Genomic DNA, 15,534 nt, shown 5'->3' with positions numbered 1-15,534 from the left:
CCCGAAGACCCGTTCACCGGATCAGCGACTGGCGCGATGGCTGCCTATCTGTGGAAATATGGCCTGATGCAAAAGGACAGCTTTACAGCGGAACAGGGCCACGACATGGGGCGCCCCGGGCAGGCTACGGTCACGCGTGTAGGTCCGAGTGAGGCCATGACCGGCATCAAGGTTGCCGGAAAGGGCCATGTCCTGATGCGCGGGCAAGTCGATCTGCCGCAAATGGTTTAGCACCTGTTTACGCCGGTAGGCTGAGACAATCGCCAGAGCTAGTCTCTGTGGTACGAACTCGCCGTTTTGCAACAAAAAATGCCCCCAGAATCTGGAGGCATTCTTGATGATTTTACAGGGCGTTATCCTGCGATCAGACCCATGCTTTCCAGCTTCAAAAGAACCTGATGGGCGCAGTTGTCGACTTCGACATTCTCAGTTTCGACACGCAACTCCGGGCTCTCGGGTACGTCGTAAGGGTCTGAGATTCCGGTGAACTCCTTGATCTTGCCCTCTCGCGCCAGTTTGTACAGACCTTTGCGGTCGCGGCGTTCGCATTCCTCGATGCTGGTGGCAACATGGACCTCACAGAAGGCACCGAAAGCTTCGATGTCTTCGCGAACGGCGCGACGTGTGGTTGCATAGGGTGCGATCGGGGCGCAGATGGCGATGCCACCGTTCTTGGTAATCTCGCTGGCCACATAACCGATGCGGCGGATGTTCAGGTCACGGTGCTCTTTCGAAAAGCCCAGCTCGGATGACAGGTTTTTACGGACAATGTCACCATCCAGCAGTGTGACCGGGCGTCCGCCCATTTCCATCAGCTTGACCATAAGCGCGTTTGCGATTGTCGATTTGCCCGAACCCGAAAAGCCGGTGAAGAACACGGTAAAGCCCTGCTGGCTGCGCGGCGGCCGTGTCTTGCGCAGTTCAGCGACAACCTCGGGAAAGCTGAACCAGTCCGGTATCTCCAGACCTTCGGCCAGACGGCGACGCAGTTCTGTGCCCGAAATGTTCAGGATCGTGACGTTGTCCTTGTCCAGAATCTCGTCGTTCGGTTCGTACTGCGCGCGTTCCTGCACATAGACCATGTGTTTGAAATCGACCATCTCGACGCCGATTTCATCCTGGTATTTGCGGAACAGATCCTGCGCATCGTAGGGGCCATAGAAATCCTCTCCGGCCGAGTTCTTACCCGGGCCAGCGTGATCGCGGCCTACGATGAAGTGCGTGCAACCGTGGTTGGCACGGATCAAGCCATGCCAGACGGCCTCGCGCGGGCCTGCCATACGCATGGCCAGATTCAGCAGCGACATCGAGGTGGTTGAGGCCGGATACTTGTCCAGCACCGCCTCGTAGCAACGCACGCGGGTAAAGTGATCTACATCGCCCGGCTTGGTCATGCCGACGACCGGGTGGATCAACAGGTTGGCCTGCGCTTCTTTCGCAGCGCGGAAGGTCAGCTCCTGATGCGCACGGTGCAGCGGGTTGCGGGTTTGGAAAGCAACGATGCGGCGCCAGCCCACCTTGCGGAAATACGCGCGCAGTTCGTTTGGTGTGTCACGGCGCGCTTTGAAGTCATAGTGAACGGGTTGCTGAATACCGGTGACCGGGCCACCCAGATAAACCTTGCCCGCGACGTTGTGCAGATAGTTCACCGCCGGATGCGCCTGATCGTCTGCGCCAAAGACCTTCTCGGCTTCGCGCGATTTGTCGGGTGTCCAACGGTCAGTCACCGTCATGGTGCCAAGAATGACACCTTCCTGATCACGCAGGGCAATGTCCTGACCCAGCTCAATCTGATCCGCAAAATCTTCGTTCACATCCAGCGTGATGGGCATCGGCCAAAGCGTCCCGTCGGCCAGGCGCATGTTTTCGACAACGTTGTCGTAATCCGCTTCGCTCAGGAAACCTTTCAACGGGTTGAACCCGCCATTCATCAGCAGTTCCAGATCGCAGATCTGACGTGGGCTCAAATCCCAGCTGGTCAGATCGGCGGCCTCGACCTTCAGCTTCTGGGCCGAGTCGTAAGACACATACAGTTCGGGGATCGGGGCCAAATTACTTAACATCGTCATGGGAATACTCTTGTCGTGGTGCGTCTTTGCCAGTGAATCTTGGGTGTTTTGGGGCATTTGCCCCGGTGGTTATTCAAAGTCCATATGCGTTCATGAAACAAAGGAGGATATGCGCGGTTTTTCTTAGGATTGGAAGGATTTTCCAGTCTCATGGTCTCAGGGCGATCATTTTCCCCCCGAATGCGGACAATTTCGTCATGCCAAGATGGTCTGTTCCGGTGTGGCAACACTCCCTTCCAGTTCTGTGGCCCGTGTGACGGGCAGCGCGGGAACCGGATCAGCGACGCCACGCAGCTGGAACAGGCTGAGATCCAGCCGATCACAATCGATGCCGGCCGCGCGCAAAACTTCGGCTGACACCAGTAGCTCTGCACCCAACCCTTTGGTTTCCGCTTCAAGACGGCTGGCGACGTTGACTGCGTCGCCGATAATGGTGCGCGATGCATGACCGGCCGCGCCGATTTCCCCCAGAACCAGATCGCCCAGATGCAATCCCATGCCGATACGGATTTCGGGGCTGCCCTCGGCCTCCAGTTGCTGATTGAACCGTTGCAGTGCACGTCCGACATCCATTGCTGCCTTCAAACCCGCCTTGGCCGAGCTTTCAGTATCTGACGTTTCGAATACGGCAAGCAGGCCGTCACCCATGTATTTGTCAACCACGCCGCCGTCTGCGGTGATCGCCGGAACAATTGCGTCAAAGAAACGATTCAGCAGAAAAACGATGTCATAGGGCAGCTGACCCGTTGTTCGGGCCGTGAAACCCCGCATGTCCAGGAACAGAACCGCCAGTTGCCGTTCCTGCCCCTGACTGGCATGTGCGCGATTGCGCCCGCCATCGGGGCGGAACACTCGGAACACCGTAATAGGTTCAGTTGGGCGTATCTGGCAGGCCAGACGCGTGCCTTCGGGGGCATCTACGGCTGACAGGCTTCGCGCTTCGACCTCGCTGGGCGGGGGAAGGCTGTCAGCACCGTCTTCGACAAAGACACGGCAAGTGGTGCAGCGGCCCTTGCCACCACATAGTGCTGTATGCGGAATCCCGTTGGCCTGAGACATCTCCAGCAGAGTCATACCCTTTTCGGCCACGATGTCGGGGCCATGCACATACCGGATGCGAACCGAATGTCTGCGCCGCCAAAGCTTGCGCCCGATGTAAACCAGTGCAGTCACACCCAGCGAGAACCAGAACGCCATCAGGGCGTTGTCCTTGATGCTGAACATCGTTTGAAACTGTTCCGGCGTGGGCCAGTTATAGTGCTCGATATACTGCTCGCGCAGATCTTCGTCGGCAAAGTCCATCCAGATGCGCCGACCTTCTGTTAGTACGCCAGTCAAAGCGAAACTTGGAACAAACACAGCAATGCCAATAAGATAGGGGGCCAGCTTTCCCCACCAACTTGTAATGCGCAGCCACATGTGCAGGCCAATGCAGCCATGGATCCAGACCAGCAGCAACAGAATGCTCTGCATCCAGATGGCGGAATTGGGCCACATCAGAATGATGATGTAACCCATCTCGTCATTCACGTCATAAGCCAGATTGGCATAACGGGTCTGGATGATGTGAGAGATGAGCTGCAGTGGGATCAGCAACCCCAAAACAATCTGCAGGCCGGTGCTGAAGGGCATGCGCAGGGTGCGGCGCTGGGCAACCGAGGCCAATGCCAGCCCGGCATGGGACAGAAGCGCGGTGTACAAGATCAGGCTGACGATAAGATGCCGCGTCACCGCGACACGACCATCCTGCATTCCATGCAGATAATCGGTATGAAACAGGCCCAGGCCGATGTTTATAAAATGAAAAAAGGCAAAGACGAAAAGGGCCAGACCGCTTGCGATCCGGATGCGGGTTGCCCAGCTGCCCTGCCAAAGAGCACTCTTCAATGATCCCACCCGCTTACTGCCATGTTTGCATCAAGTCTGCTTTGGCAGCGGTCATGGGTCAAGAGAGAGGTAAGCGTCAGGGTGCCAGGGGTGTGGCTGGCCCACTGTTCGGATGGTTGTCGGTGTTATGTCGAACAGCACCAGATGACTCAGGTCGGGGCGGGATCGTGAGCTATACAGCATCCCTTGTGCGCCTATTGCGCGCGCCTTGTCGGAGTAGGCCCATGTCGGCGAGGGGAGGTCAGCGGCGGTTATGTCTTGCCAGACCAAGGATACTTCAGATCGGCCGCGCAAATCATGCAGCGATGCGGTGACCTGACATCGCTGGATAACCCGTGCCGGATCACCCGCCGAGACGTAGCGCCGGATTGCAATTCCTGCCCCTTCTTCACTAAGCGACGCATAGAGCGCGGATTGACCATGATGGTGAAACCGGCCTTCTGGTGCTCGGGCAGGGTCGAGCGGGGACCCTGCCTGAGACTGGAACAGAATTCTCCAGACCGGGCCGGAGAATTCAATCACGCGCTTATTCCTGCTCTGCCAGGAATCGCTCGGCATCCAGGGCGGCCATGCACCCCATGCCAGCTGATGTCACCGCCTGACGGTAGATATGGTCGGTCAGGTCACCGGCTGCAAAAACACCCGGAACCGAGGTTTCGGTCGAACCCGGTTTGGTCACGACATAACCGCCCATATGTGTCTCGAGCGTATCCTTGACCAGCTCATTCGCAGGCGCATGGCCGATGGCAACAAAGACGCCCTTACAGGGAATCTCAGTGATTTCGCCTGTTTTGACATTTTTCACGCGGACCCCTTCGACGCCCAGCGGAGCATCAGTGCCGATCACTTCGTCCAGTTCGTGGAACCACAGCGGCTCGATCTTTTCGTTCTTGAACAGGCGATCCTGCAGGATTTTCTCGGCCCGCAACTCGTCACGGCGATGGATCAGCGTGACCTTGCTGGCGAAATTCGTCAGGAACAAAGCCTCTTCAACGGCGGTGTTGCCGCCACCGATCACTACGATCTCTTGCCCGCGATAGAAAAAACCATCGCAGGTTGCACAAGCTGAAACGCCAAAGCCTTTGAACTTGTCCTCGGAAGGCAGGCCCAGCCACTTGGCGCGGGCGCCTGTCGCAAGGATCACGGCGTCTGCAGTATAGGTGGTTCCGTTGTCACCCTTTGCAGTGAACGGGCGTTGGCTAACATCCAGATCGCTGATGATGTCGCCGATGACCTCACACCCCATGGCCGTGGCGTGTTCCTGCATCTTGATCATCAGGTCGGGGCCCTGAACCTCGGTGAAACCGGGATAGTTTTCGACATCCGTTGTTGTCGTCAGCTGTCCACCGGGCTCGATACCCTGTACAAGGATAGGTTCCAACATCGCACGGCTGGCATAGACGCCCGCGGTGTATCCGGCTGGCCCTGATCCGATAATCAGAACCTTGGTGTGTTTCGTTTCGGCCATGGTACCCCCACTCGATCTGCCTCTGCGGACCCTTAGTCCGCCGCGCTTGGATATAACGACCGGGGCGCGCTGCTTAAAGCCCCTTCCGCTCACGCATCTGTCATGCGCTACCGGAATACCACGACAAAAACGACCATATTGAAAACAAAGAATATTGCGCAAATGCGAAACAATATTGCGCATCGTCGGGGTGCTGATATAAGAACCGAAAAATTCAGGAGCATTTCATGGTCACGACACGGCTGGATGAGATTGACCGCAAGATTCTGGCGGAGTTGCAGGCAGACGGTCGCATGACCAATGTTGAGCTCGCGAAACGTGTTGGTATCTCGGCTCCTCCGTGCCTCAGACGCGTTCGTACCCTGGAAGAATCCGGCTACATCCGCGGCTACCACGCCGAAGTAAACTCCCGCGAACTGGGTTTTGAGGTTCAGGTTTTCGCGATGGTCGGTCTTGAGAGTCAGGCCGAAACGGAACTGAGCGCCTTCGAAGAAAGATGCCGTGAATGGCCGCTGGTCCGTGAATGTCACATGCTGAACGGCGAGGTTGATTTTATCCTGAAATGCGTGGCGCCTGACCTCAGCAGCTTTCAGCAGTTTCTGACAGGCGAATTGCTGACCACGCCAAACGTGGCCAGCGTCAAGACTTCGCTTGTTATCCGCGGTGCAAAAGATGAGCCCGGGGTTCCGTTCGATGTGTTAGAAGAACGAATGAACCGGACGGCGTAAACACGACGCGTTTAAGTGGTGCCCTGCACGCAGGCAGGATCGCTACAACGGCCAATGAAATGGCCCAACCAAGTAATATCTGCATAATGCCCCCACACTGCAGTAATCGTTAACTTACTCACGCTGATATAGCGTCAATCTCTCCATCTCCGGCACGTGGCATCAATAATGGGCCAAAATCGTGCAGCGATTCAACATGTGCAAACAGGTTCATGTAGATTGAGCGCAGCGAATGGCTCATCATCCTGATGGCGTTTACGCCGGGGTGATAGGTCTCGAATTGAAGGCCATCAACCCGGATCACCGAATGCCGCTTCAGACAGATGTGAAACAGCTCGACCGGCGTTGGCGGCTGCGTTTCGATAACACCCATCCCGTCCTGAAACTCGCCTACAGGCGTCAGCATCGGTTCGCCGCCATTCAAATGACGCAGATGCGATGGTGTTCCCAGTAGCCGCGCTGCCGGACCTGCAATCACACCTGACATCGGTTTTTGCATGCCAAATGTATCTGCCATGAATCGAGTTAGTGGCCGAGTGCGGCCGCGTGAATCCTCACGTCCCGGGATCAGAGTGACAGATCCCTTCCACAACACAGTCTCAGAGGTGCCGTCCTGTGTCAGAACCGTATCGCCAGGCAGCAAATCTTCGATCGCCATAGGCCCTTGTTCAGTTTCGACCAGCGATCCGCGTGTAAAGGCGCAGAACGCGTCTTCAAAGACTGGCAGGGCAGGTGCGATGTGGCGCGTTTGTGAAACATCCCCGTTTTTTAACAACGTGCTGACTTCATAGCGTCGCAGCTGCGCCTTCTGTTTTGTTCCCGGTCGCGGGGCTTCCCGCAATAATGCCGACGTCTCAACAGCATTTCTGGCGGCGCGCGCCAGCGTATTTGGAATAGTCATATGTATTCCGACCCCTCTAAATTTCGATCAGGCGGCGACACCCCCCGTGCTAACTCGCCTGACGACTTCAGTTCTTTGTCTTGAAATAAATGGGTAACCCCCGGGCGACCGCCGATGTGGCGGTGCACAGCGAATGAATTTCGCATTCCATTGGTCAACACATTGACCCCCCAGACAAACTCGTAACCCGCAAGCCTAAATTGCCTGCGCACACATGCTCCGTAACACTGCCACAAGCAAACTTCTGTGGCATTGATCACACCAGACCGGAACAACGTCTGATGTGTCTTACCCATCGGGACCGGCAGCTTGGTCCTCTTGGGGGTCCTTTGTCAGCGTTTCGCCGCTAGGCGGCGGGCAACTCTGACAGAGTGACTTGAAACTCGCTTCCAGGGCATCTCCAATTCCTGTTCCCTGATGGCCGCGACAACGGCGCTGAGAAAGCGAGATTTAGTCTTCATTTCACTGATCCTGCTCTGTTGGGGTCTCAGGCCCCTTTTTCCCATCTGGACCAACCGTGACGCCGATTTACGGCAGCGATAAGGCTGTTCCGGGAAGAATTCAGGACGGAAATGAAGGTTGGCAGCACCTCTTTACTTCGGATGCCAGAATTCAAATGTCCGAAAATCAGATAACCATCTGAGCACTGGCAAAAATTTCATACGATTCTGAGTCTGATAAACACAACAAATGTGGCAAAAAAGGGGCGGTCCCGCCTTATTTGGCGCAAATTCTACAATCTTATGGCGGAAATCAGGCGGCCATAATCGGCTTCACTTGCGTGCGTCGCACGGCGGTAAGAATAAAATCTTTCCGGGTCTGAATATGTGCAGTGCCTTGTCCATTCGGCTTGCCCGACACCGGCCTGTCTGAGCCGGTGCAGACCAAAGGCCGGCAGGTCAAATTGCAGCCGGTCATCCTGCCCATTTGCAAAGAAACGGGCGTTTTCCTGAGATTCGGCCATGAAATCGTCCATAAATTCAGGCCCGACCTCATAGGCGCGTTGCGAGATCGACGGGCCTATCACGGCACGTGTGTTTTCGCGGCGTGCCCCCAGGGCTTCCATCGCATCCAGAGTGGCTTCGAGAACACCATCCAAAGCTCCGCGCCAACCTGCATGGGCGGCGCCAATCACATTCGCATCAGGATCTGCAAACAGGACCGGTTGGCAATCAGCTGTCAGGATCGTCAGGGCCAGTCCGGGCGTTGCGGTCACAACTGCATCAGCCTTTGGTTTGTCACCACTGATAGGGCCGTCGACAGTCACAACTGTTGGAGAATGCACCTGATGCACTCCAATCAGAGCCTCGGGCTCAACTTCCATGGCATCTGCCACTCGCTTTCGGTTCAGCGCAACGGCCTCGGTTTGGTCGGATGAACCATAGCCGCAGTTCAAACCAGCAAAGATACCTGATGACGCGCCGCCGCGACGGCTGAAGAAACCATGCCTGACGGGTGACAGCATGTCCGAGGTGAGAATTTCCAGTGTCATGATTCCAGTCCCGGTGGTGGCGCCGAATGTGCCGGAAAAAGGCCCAGCACTTTGAACAGGTTTCCCATTTCCGCAGGGTGCGTCAACCGGCGATGTGCGGCGATCAGCTCTTCCAGCTCCGAACCGCTCAGGGACTTTGCCAAAGCCTGCGCCCGCGCGGTGATGCCCAGCCGTTCAAGAAACACACCCTGTGGTGTCAGACGGGAATGCGCGCAGCCTGTGGCACGGGCTGCCAGAGCCAGCGGTTCAAAGTCCACATGGGCCGTCAGATCAGCCTGACCCGGGTCGCCCAAGGGGTCGCAGCGTTCGTGGGCCTGCAGGGCCTGCAACGTATCGCCCAGCGAGCGCCAGTCGCCATAATCCACGATCAAAGCGGCTCCACCTTTGTTGGAAATGCGCTCGGCGATGCAGGTCAAAACGGGAATCGCCGCGGCACAGAGTTCGACCAGATCACCATCCTTTGTGTCCGTCAGTCTGTCCTGCAGAGCGGCTTGTGCGGCATCTGGCCCAAGTCCGAATGCCAGCGCTCCGCTATCTTCGCCGATCAACCTTTCGCGCCAGCCCTCACCGTCACGAATGAACTGGCGTACGGGCAGGGCATCAAAGAACTCGTTGGCCACAAGAAACAAGGGCTGTTCAGGTAGGTCAGAGATGGTGTCGATCCAGCGCAGCTCAAACCCGTTCAACGTCCTGGCCTGCACATCTCTTAGCGCTGGAGATGCTTCCAGCAGCAGCACCTGAGCTGCCTCATGAAAACCCGCGACGTTTCGCGTCGCGCGCATGATGTCAGCCATTAGGGTGCCGCGCCCGGGTCCCAGTTCGGCCAGCGAAAAGGGGGATGGCTGACCCTGATCGATCCAGCTTTGTGCCAGACACAATCCGATCAACTCTCCAAACATCTGGCTGATTTCCGGGGCTGTGATGAAATCCCCTTTGGCGCCCAGCGGATCACGTGTGCTGTAGGAGCCCAATTCGGGGTGCAACAGGCATTCTGCCATATAGTCGGACACACTCATCGGGCCATCCTGCCGGATGCGCGCGATCAGGTGGTCCAGCAGTGTCATGCAGCCCGCCGGGCGCGTAGCACGAACCACAGGCCAAGTGCGATCATGGGCAGGGATAGCAACTGACCCATTGTCAGGCCATATCCGCTAACATGCCATGCCAGTCCCAGCGGGTTGCCCGGTGACACAAACTGCGCATCAGGCTGGCGGAAGAATTCGACGATAAAACGCGAGACACCATACCCGGCAAGGAACAGCCCCATGATCAGGCCGGGCTTGTGAAACGCCCCGCGGCGATACGCCAGCCAGATCAACGCGGCGCCCAGTAACATACCTTCCAGCGCCGCCTCATACAGCTGCGACGGATGCCTTGCACACATTCCGGCCACGACGCCGGGGCAGTCCTGCGCAGCCATACCGGGAAAGATCACCGCCCATGGCAGTTCGCTGGGTCGCCCCCATAATTCGGCATTCACGAAATTCGAGAGTCGGCCCAGCAGCAGGCCCGGAGGCACCGTGTAAGCCACCAGGTCACCCAGGGACAGAAGCGGTATCTTATGGCGTCGCGCATACAGGTATGAGGCGATCACAACGCCCAGCAGACCTCCGTGAAAGGCCATGCCGCCCTGCCAGACTTTCACGATCTCTGCCGGGTGCGACAGATAATAGCCGGGCTGATAAAACAGCACAAAACCCAACCGGCCACCCAGAATCACGCCCAGAATGATCCATGTGATCAGATCCTCGACCTGTTCGGGTTTCATCGGAGGCGTGTCGTCCCGCCACAAAGCCGGGCGCCGTAAAGCCATCACTGCCATGCGCCAGGCAATCAGGATGCCTGCGATATAAGCCAGCGCGTACCACCTCAGGGCGAACTCCATCCCGAATACTGAGATCGAGAAGAGTTCGGGCGACAGATCGGGGAAATTCAGAACAGCCTGCATGTGCGTCTCATTGCCCGGGGTTAGAGGGGCAAGTCAACCTTGAGCCCGGGCCATTCTTTACCCATATAGAGACCAATCGCGATATCGGAGTAAAGCCATGCAAACCCGCAACAAGATTCTTGATGACGTTTCCCAACTGATGACCAACGCCATGGGCGTGGCACAGGGTGCGCGGGAAGAAGCCGAAAACGCGATGAAGTCCATGATCGACCGGTGGCTTGCCGATCGTGATTTCGTCACGCGTGAAGAATTCGACGCCGTGCGCGCCATGGCGCAGAAAGCGCGTGAAGAAAATGCCAAGCTCGAAGAGCGTATTGCTGCGCTCGAGGCAAAGCTGGACAAATAACCCCAGCGCGCCTCACCAGAATCCAGATTTTCGGGACAAAACTAACCGCCGCGCAATCCAATGTCGGGTTGTGCGGTGCGGTGTAGTTTGACGTATCGCAGAATTTAATCAAGACAAAGCTGCAATTTGTGCCAATATTTTGATTGCCGTTGTCAGCTGTCCACAACTTATTGCTGTTATCCCCAATAAATAGGGTTGCCAGAACCCGGCTCGCGTCGCACCATATTTAGTACAGGCCTACGGGGGAAGCCCGGCTTGTAGAGCAGGCAACTAGCGCTGGGGCGCTGCCAGCCCCGAAATGCTAGAGAGTAGTGAGGTGGCATTATGGCCCTTTCCGAGCAGTTTCTCGAAGAAGACCTTCATCCAATCGATATTGTTGAACATCTGGCCGAACATCACGACTGGGATTTTGACCGCATCGGCGACGATCAGATCGCCATGGCCGTCGAAGGACAGTGGCGCACTTACTCGATCACGCTCGCCTGGTCCCACTATGACGAAACACTCCGCATGGTTTGCTCCTTCGAGATGGAGCCTCCGGCCGGGCGTGAGAACGAGCTGTATGAGTTGCTCAACAAGATGAATGACCAATGCTGGGCAGGCGCATTTACCTATTGGGCCAACCAGAAGCTGATGGTTTATCGGTACGGGTTGGTTCTGGCGGGTGGTCAGATGGCCAGCCCTGAACAGATCGATACCATGATCAGCGCAGCGGTGCTGAGCGCCGAGCGGTATTACCCCGCGATCCAGCTGGTGACCTGGGGCAACCGCACGCCCGAAGAAGCGATGCAAGTCGCCATTGCAGAGGCCTACGGCCGCGCGTAAAGCTTTGCCCCGAACCACGCTTTTAGGGGAGGGGCAATCATGGACATGTCACGTGTCGCCGAGCAGGGGCTTGTGCTTCTGGGATGCGGTAAGATGGGGTCCGCAATGTTGGCGGGTTGGCTGGATCACGGTCTGCCCGCCGCATCCGTCTGGGTGATTGACCCATTCCCTTCCGATTGGCTGAAAGAGCAGGGCGTCAATATCAACACGCCACTGCCCGAAGCCCCCGCTGTCGTCCTCGTTGCGGTCAAACCGCAGATGATGGGCGAAGCGCTGCCGGCCATTCAGGCGCTGGGCGGTGGTGGCAGCCTGTTCGTATCTATCGCTGCGGGAACCTCACTGGCGACATTTGAAAGCGTTCTGGGGGAGGATACGCCAATTGTCCGGGCGATGCCCAACACACCTGCTGCGATTCGTCAGGGGATCACGGCGCTGATTGGCAACGAGAGTGCCTCCGATTATGACCTGACGCTTGCGGAAAACCTGCTTTCGGCCATCGGCGAAACTGTTCGTCTTTCAGATGAAGCGCAGATGGATGCCGTAACGGGTCTCAGCGGATCCGGTCCGGCCTATGTATTCCACCTCATCGAATCTCTGGCCAAGGCGGGTGAGGCGCACGGCCTGCCACATGAGCTGGCGATGAAGCTGGCAAAATCCACCGTCGCCGGGGCGGGGGCGCTGGCCATGGCTGCAGAAGAGGACCCGTCTCAGTTGCGGGTCAATGTAACTTCGCCAAATGGGACGACTCAGGCTGCGCTCGAAGTGCTGATGCATGAGGAAAAAGGCTTTCCCGATCTGCTGCATCGCGCTGTCAAAGCCGCAACAAACCGATCCAAGGAGCTGTCGCGTGAGTGAGATTTCCTTTGACGACTTTCTCAAGGTCGACATCCGTGTGGGCGAGGTTACCCGCGCCGAGCCCTATCCCGAGGCCCGTAAGCCTGCGATCAAGATGTGGATCGATTTCGGTGGCGACATTGGTGAGCGCAAGACATCCGCGCAGATCACCGCGCATTACGACCCCTCCACATTGGTGGGCAAGCAGGTGATGGCCGTGGTGAACTTCCCACCGCGCCAGATCGGCAAGTTCATGTCCGAGGTTCTGGTACTGGGCCTGCCGGATGAGAAGGGTGAAATCGTTCTGATCGGACCTGATGGCAAGGTTCCTGTAGGCGGAAGGATGCACTGATGAAGCTCTGGATCACCCGGCCGATGACGCCTGCGGTCGAAGCTCGTGCACGAGCGGACTTCGATGTGGAAATTCGCGAATCAACAACGCCTTTGAACCATGACGAAATGCTGCGCGCTTTGTCCGAGTTCGACATCGTGGTCCCAACTCTGGGTGATCAGTTTTCATCTCAAGTATTTGCCGAGGTTCCGTCACCGCGCTGCAAACTGCTCGCCAATTTCGGTGTTGGCTACAATCACATTGATGTCGATGCCGCACATAAGGCCGGCCTGCAAGTAACCAACACGCCCGGAGCAGTGACCGACGCCACAGCCGACATCGCCATGACTCTGTTGTTGTCCACTGCGCGGCGCGCGGGCGAGGGGGAACGGTTGGTTCGCTCTGGCGAATGGCAGGGCTGGCACCCGACGCAGATGCTGGGTCATCACGTGACCGGCAAACGGGTCGGAATCGTCGGCATGGGCCGGATTGGGCAGGCCATTGCCCGGCGCTGCCATTTCGGTTTCGAAATGCGGGTCGCCTACTTGGCGCGCAGTCGGAAAGAGCTCGACTTCAAAGCAGACTACATGCCCGATCTGCTTGAACTTGCTGCTTCGGTCGATTTCCTTGTTCTAGCTGTTCCCGGCGGTGCCGAAACGCGGCATCTGATCAACGCGCCCGTGCTTGAGGCGATGAAACCTTCGGGCATTCTGATCAACATTGCCCGGGGCGAAGTTGTGGACGAATCTGCCCTGATCGCCGCACTGCAGGCGCGTGAGATCGCGGGGGCGGGACTTGATGTCTATGAATTCGAACCCGCTGTCCCACAGGTGTTGCGCGAGATGGAGAACGTCACGCTGCTGCCTCATCTGGGCACAGCGACCGAAGAGGTGCGCACCGATATGGGCCATATGGCGTTGGATAACGTTGCGGCCTTTGTCGCCAGGCGGCCGCTGCCCAATCCGGTCTAAATCCCGACCGCCTCACGCCAGTGTTTGCGGCAGAGCGAGACATAGGTCTCGTTCCCGCCGATCTGCACCTGAGCCCCTTCGGTGATGGCATTGCCGTTCTCGTCCTGGCGAATCACCATGGTTGCCTTACGACCGCATTTGCAGATGGTTCGGACCTCGCGCATCTCGTCGGCCAGCGCAAGCAGCGCGGCAGAGCCGGGGAATAGCTTGCCCTGAAAATCGACGCGCAGCCCATAGGCCAGTACGGGCACTTTCAGATCATCGACGGCCCGTGCCAGTTGCCAGACCTGTTCTTCTGACAGAAACTGGGCCTCGTCGATAAAGACACAAGCCACGGGCCCCTGCTTCAGCCGGGAATCGATCATGGAAAACACGTCATCTTCGGGCAGGAACGTATCTGCCTCGGCCGAGATTCCGATGCGGGATGCGATCCGACCGGCTCCTGCACGCCCATCGATCGCGGCGGTCATCAGGTAAGTATCCATGCCGCGCTCGCGGTAGTTATGCGAGGCCTGCAACAACACGGTCGACTTGCCCGCATTCATGGTCGAGTAGTTAAAGTAAAGCTTTGCCATGGCGCGGGTCTAAATTGCTGAAACCAATCGGGCAAGTGATCAATGTAACTGGTCCAAGCGACGCCGCCGTCGCGGTCGCAGAGGCCGAGCTGATGCTCTTGGGGATGGATACCCCCGCTTCCACAACAGCGGCGCCGTCGGCCAACATATGGCCAAAACAGCGCAAGGCTTAAATACTGCCTTGCAATCACTCGTTACCGGCATGAACTGCCGCCACTCACTCACAAAAGCCCTCGTTTATCTGAGGGATAGCCAATGTATGACATTTCAATTATGAATCGAGTATGGGAAATTTTCCCGCCCTTTCCCCCGCAAGAGCAGATGGAAAGGGCATCGCAGGTAACAAAGGTACGAACATGGCAGATATCGGGGCCTATCTGAAAAAACATACCGAAGCATTGGTTAAGGATGTCGGAATCGAAGCCGCGTGCGAGATCACCGGAAAATCCAAAGCAACGCTAGGCAGATACTATTCCGACAATGCCGAACATGCCGACAGGTTTATGCCAGTTGATGCCGTTGCCCGGCTCGAGGCGGTAGCGACCTATCCGCATGTGACTTCGGCGCTGGCTGATCTCAAGAACATCACGCTGTCATATGACGGGAGAAACACGGAAGCACCGCGTACAGGCGGTGTGAATTCTGATGTCATCGCTCTCAGTCAGAGGTTCGCGATGCTGATGACCGAGTACCAGGCCGCGATTGAGGACGGTATCATCACGGTAAACGAGGCCAAGCGCTTGCTGAAGGAAACCAGCATGTTGCAGCAGGTCCTGATCGAGATGAAGCTGCATCTCGAAGAAGAAAGCGTTAGCTGACGATTCAGCCTTGCCCAAATGGGTATGGCTGAATCCGCGTACACCTCATGTGGGTTCCCTGACCATTTTGGTACAGGGGCAAAAACAGCGGCAGACCACGTTGAAATTCTCGTGCTCGATCGATCGGGTGCCTGATCAACGGCCATGCTGCAGGCAGGGCTTGCCCAGAAAAGCTATCGATTACTTGTTTCCGGTTCGTCATTGCCGAATTGGGCAGTGGGGGCACATCTGGTGCCCCCAATCGTGGCGATTGTGATCAACGATTGCCTTTGCCGCCACCATGACCACCTTTGCCGTCGCCACCTTTTCCACCGCCGTGACCGCCTTTGCCTCCGCCGTGG

General features: G+C 57.2%; 17 protein-coding genes. 8 read left to right on the top strand and 9 right to left on the bottom strand.

Annotation, left to right across the window (positions count from 1 at the left end):
• Positions 1-231: PhzF family phenazine biosynthesis protein (locus E1297_RS09735; protein WP_196223259.1), on the top strand; the 231-nt coding region annotated here is incomplete at its 5' end.
• A gap of 122 nt (positions 232-353) precedes the next feature.
• On the opposite strand, the gene E1297_RS09730 is transcribed toward E1297_RS09735, so the two are convergent.
• From E1297_RS09730 to trxB, 4 genes are all read right to left on the bottom strand, one after another.
• Complete coding sequence (locus E1297_RS09730) at positions 354-2,069, bottom strand: bifunctional sulfate adenylyltransferase/adenylylsulfate kinase (protein ID WP_155137285.1); 1,716 nt, start codon at positions 2,067-2,069, stop codon at positions 354-356.
• Positions 2,070-2,264: 195 nt separating this feature from the next.
• Positions 2,265-3,956, bottom strand: coding sequence for an adenylate/guanylate cyclase domain-containing protein (locus E1297_RS09725; RefSeq protein WP_155137282.1), 1,692 nt, complete (start codon positions 3,954-3,956; stop codon positions 2,265-2,267).
• A gap of 51 nt (positions 3,957-4,007) precedes the next feature.
• Positions 4,008-4,478 carry an RES family NAD+ phosphorylase gene (locus E1297_RS09720; RefSeq protein ID WP_209015730.1) on the bottom strand — a complete coding sequence of 157 codons (471 nt, stop codon included), beginning with the start codon at positions 4,476-4,478 and terminating at the stop codon, positions 4,008-4,010.
• 4 nt (positions 4,479-4,482) lie between these two features.
• Complete coding sequence (gene trxB / locus E1297_RS09715) at positions 4,483-5,424, bottom strand: thioredoxin-disulfide reductase (RefSeq protein WP_155137276.1); 942 nt, start codon at positions 5,422-5,424, stop codon at positions 4,483-4,485.
• Between the two features lie 227 nt (positions 5,425-5,651).
• Here trxB and E1297_RS09710 point away from each other — a divergent pair, with 227 nt between their 5' ends.
• A complete protein-coding gene (locus E1297_RS09710) occupies positions 5,652-6,152 on the top strand; it encodes an Lrp/AsnC family transcriptional regulator (protein WP_155137273.1) in 501 nt (166 codons plus the stop codon).
• Positions 6,153-6,270: 118 nt separating this feature from the next.
• Here E1297_RS09710 and E1297_RS09705 read toward each other — a convergent pair whose 3' ends face one another.
• The 4 genes from E1297_RS09705 to lgt form a co-directional block, all read right to left on the bottom strand.
• A complete protein-coding gene (locus E1297_RS09705) occupies positions 6,271-7,053 on the bottom strand; it encodes a Hint domain-containing protein (protein WP_155137270.1) in 783 nt (260 codons plus the stop codon).
• A 733-nt stretch (positions 7,054-7,786) separates the two neighbouring features.
• The gene (pgeF, locus tag E1297_RS09700; RefSeq protein ID WP_155137267.1) at positions 7,787-8,545 is read right to left on the bottom strand and encodes a peptidoglycan editing factor PgeF; all 759 of its coding nucleotides are present in this window, start codon (positions 8,543-8,545) and stop codon (positions 7,787-7,789) included.
• Positions 8,542-9,609: a class I SAM-dependent methyltransferase gene (locus tag E1297_RS09695; RefSeq protein WP_155137264.1), complete on the bottom strand. Its 1,068-nt coding sequence runs from the start codon at positions 9,607-9,609 to the stop codon at positions 8,542-8,544. The genes pgeF and E1297_RS09695 overlap by 4 nt, the downstream gene beginning before the upstream one ends.
• The gene (gene lgt, locus E1297_RS09690; RefSeq protein WP_155137261.1) at positions 9,606-10,493 is read right to left on the bottom strand and encodes a prolipoprotein diacylglyceryl transferase; all 888 of its coding nucleotides are present in this window, start codon (positions 10,491-10,493) and stop codon (positions 9,606-9,608) included. Before lgt ends, E1297_RS09695 begins: the two co-directional genes overlap by 4 nt.
• Before the next feature lie 97 nt (positions 10,494-10,590).
• On the opposite strand from lgt, the gene E1297_RS09685 reads away from it, so the two are divergent.
• The 5 genes from E1297_RS09685 to E1297_RS09665 all read left to right on the top strand — a co-directional run bounded on the left by E1297_RS09685 (position 10,591) and on the right by E1297_RS09665 (position 13,800).
• Positions 10,591-10,839: an accessory factor UbiK family protein gene (locus E1297_RS09685; protein ID WP_155137258.1), complete on the top strand. Its 249-nt coding sequence runs from the start codon at positions 10,591-10,593 to the stop codon at positions 10,837-10,839.
• A gap of 324 nt (positions 10,840-11,163) precedes the next feature.
• Positions 11,164-11,664, top strand: a complete 501-nt coding sequence (locus E1297_RS09680; RefSeq protein ID WP_155137255.1) for a YbjN domain-containing protein — start codon at positions 11,164-11,166, stop codon at positions 11,662-11,664.
• A 39-nt stretch (positions 11,665-11,703) separates the two neighbouring features.
• Positions 11,704-12,519, top strand: a complete 816-nt coding sequence (gene proC, locus E1297_RS09675; RefSeq protein WP_155137252.1) for a pyrroline-5-carboxylate reductase — start codon at positions 11,704-11,706, stop codon at positions 12,517-12,519.
• Complete coding sequence (locus tag E1297_RS09670) at positions 12,512-12,850, top strand: tRNA-binding protein (RefSeq protein WP_368669505.1); 339 nt, start codon at positions 12,512-12,514, stop codon at positions 12,848-12,850. Before proC ends, E1297_RS09670 begins: the two co-directional genes overlap by 8 nt.
• Positions 12,850-13,800 (top strand): D-glycerate dehydrogenase, encoded by a 951-nt coding sequence (locus tag E1297_RS09665; protein ID WP_155137249.1) that lies wholly within the window; start codon positions 12,850-12,852, stop codon positions 13,798-13,800. The genes E1297_RS09670 and E1297_RS09665 overlap by 1 nt, the downstream gene beginning before the upstream one ends.
• Here the strand turns inward: E1297_RS09665 and E1297_RS09660 are convergent.
• Positions 13,797-14,375 (bottom strand): thymidine kinase, encoded by a 579-nt coding sequence (locus E1297_RS09660; RefSeq protein WP_155137246.1) that lies wholly within the window; start codon positions 14,373-14,375, stop codon positions 13,797-13,799. The two genes, E1297_RS09665 and E1297_RS09660, sit on opposite strands and share 4 nt — an antisense overlap.
• Positions 14,376-14,659: 284 nt before the next feature.
• Here E1297_RS09660 and E1297_RS09655 point away from each other — a divergent pair, with 284 nt between their 5' ends.
• Positions 14,660-15,193, top strand: a complete 534-nt coding sequence (locus E1297_RS09655; RefSeq protein WP_209015728.1) for a hypothetical protein — start codon at positions 14,660-14,662, stop codon at positions 15,191-15,193.
• Positions 15,194-15,534 lie beyond the last annotated feature (341 nt).

This window comes from Roseibium sp. RKSG952, from assembly GCF_009711355.1.
The sequence above is the reverse complement of the archived record's forward strand: the minus strand, read 5'-3'. Positions and strand labels throughout refer to the sequence as shown.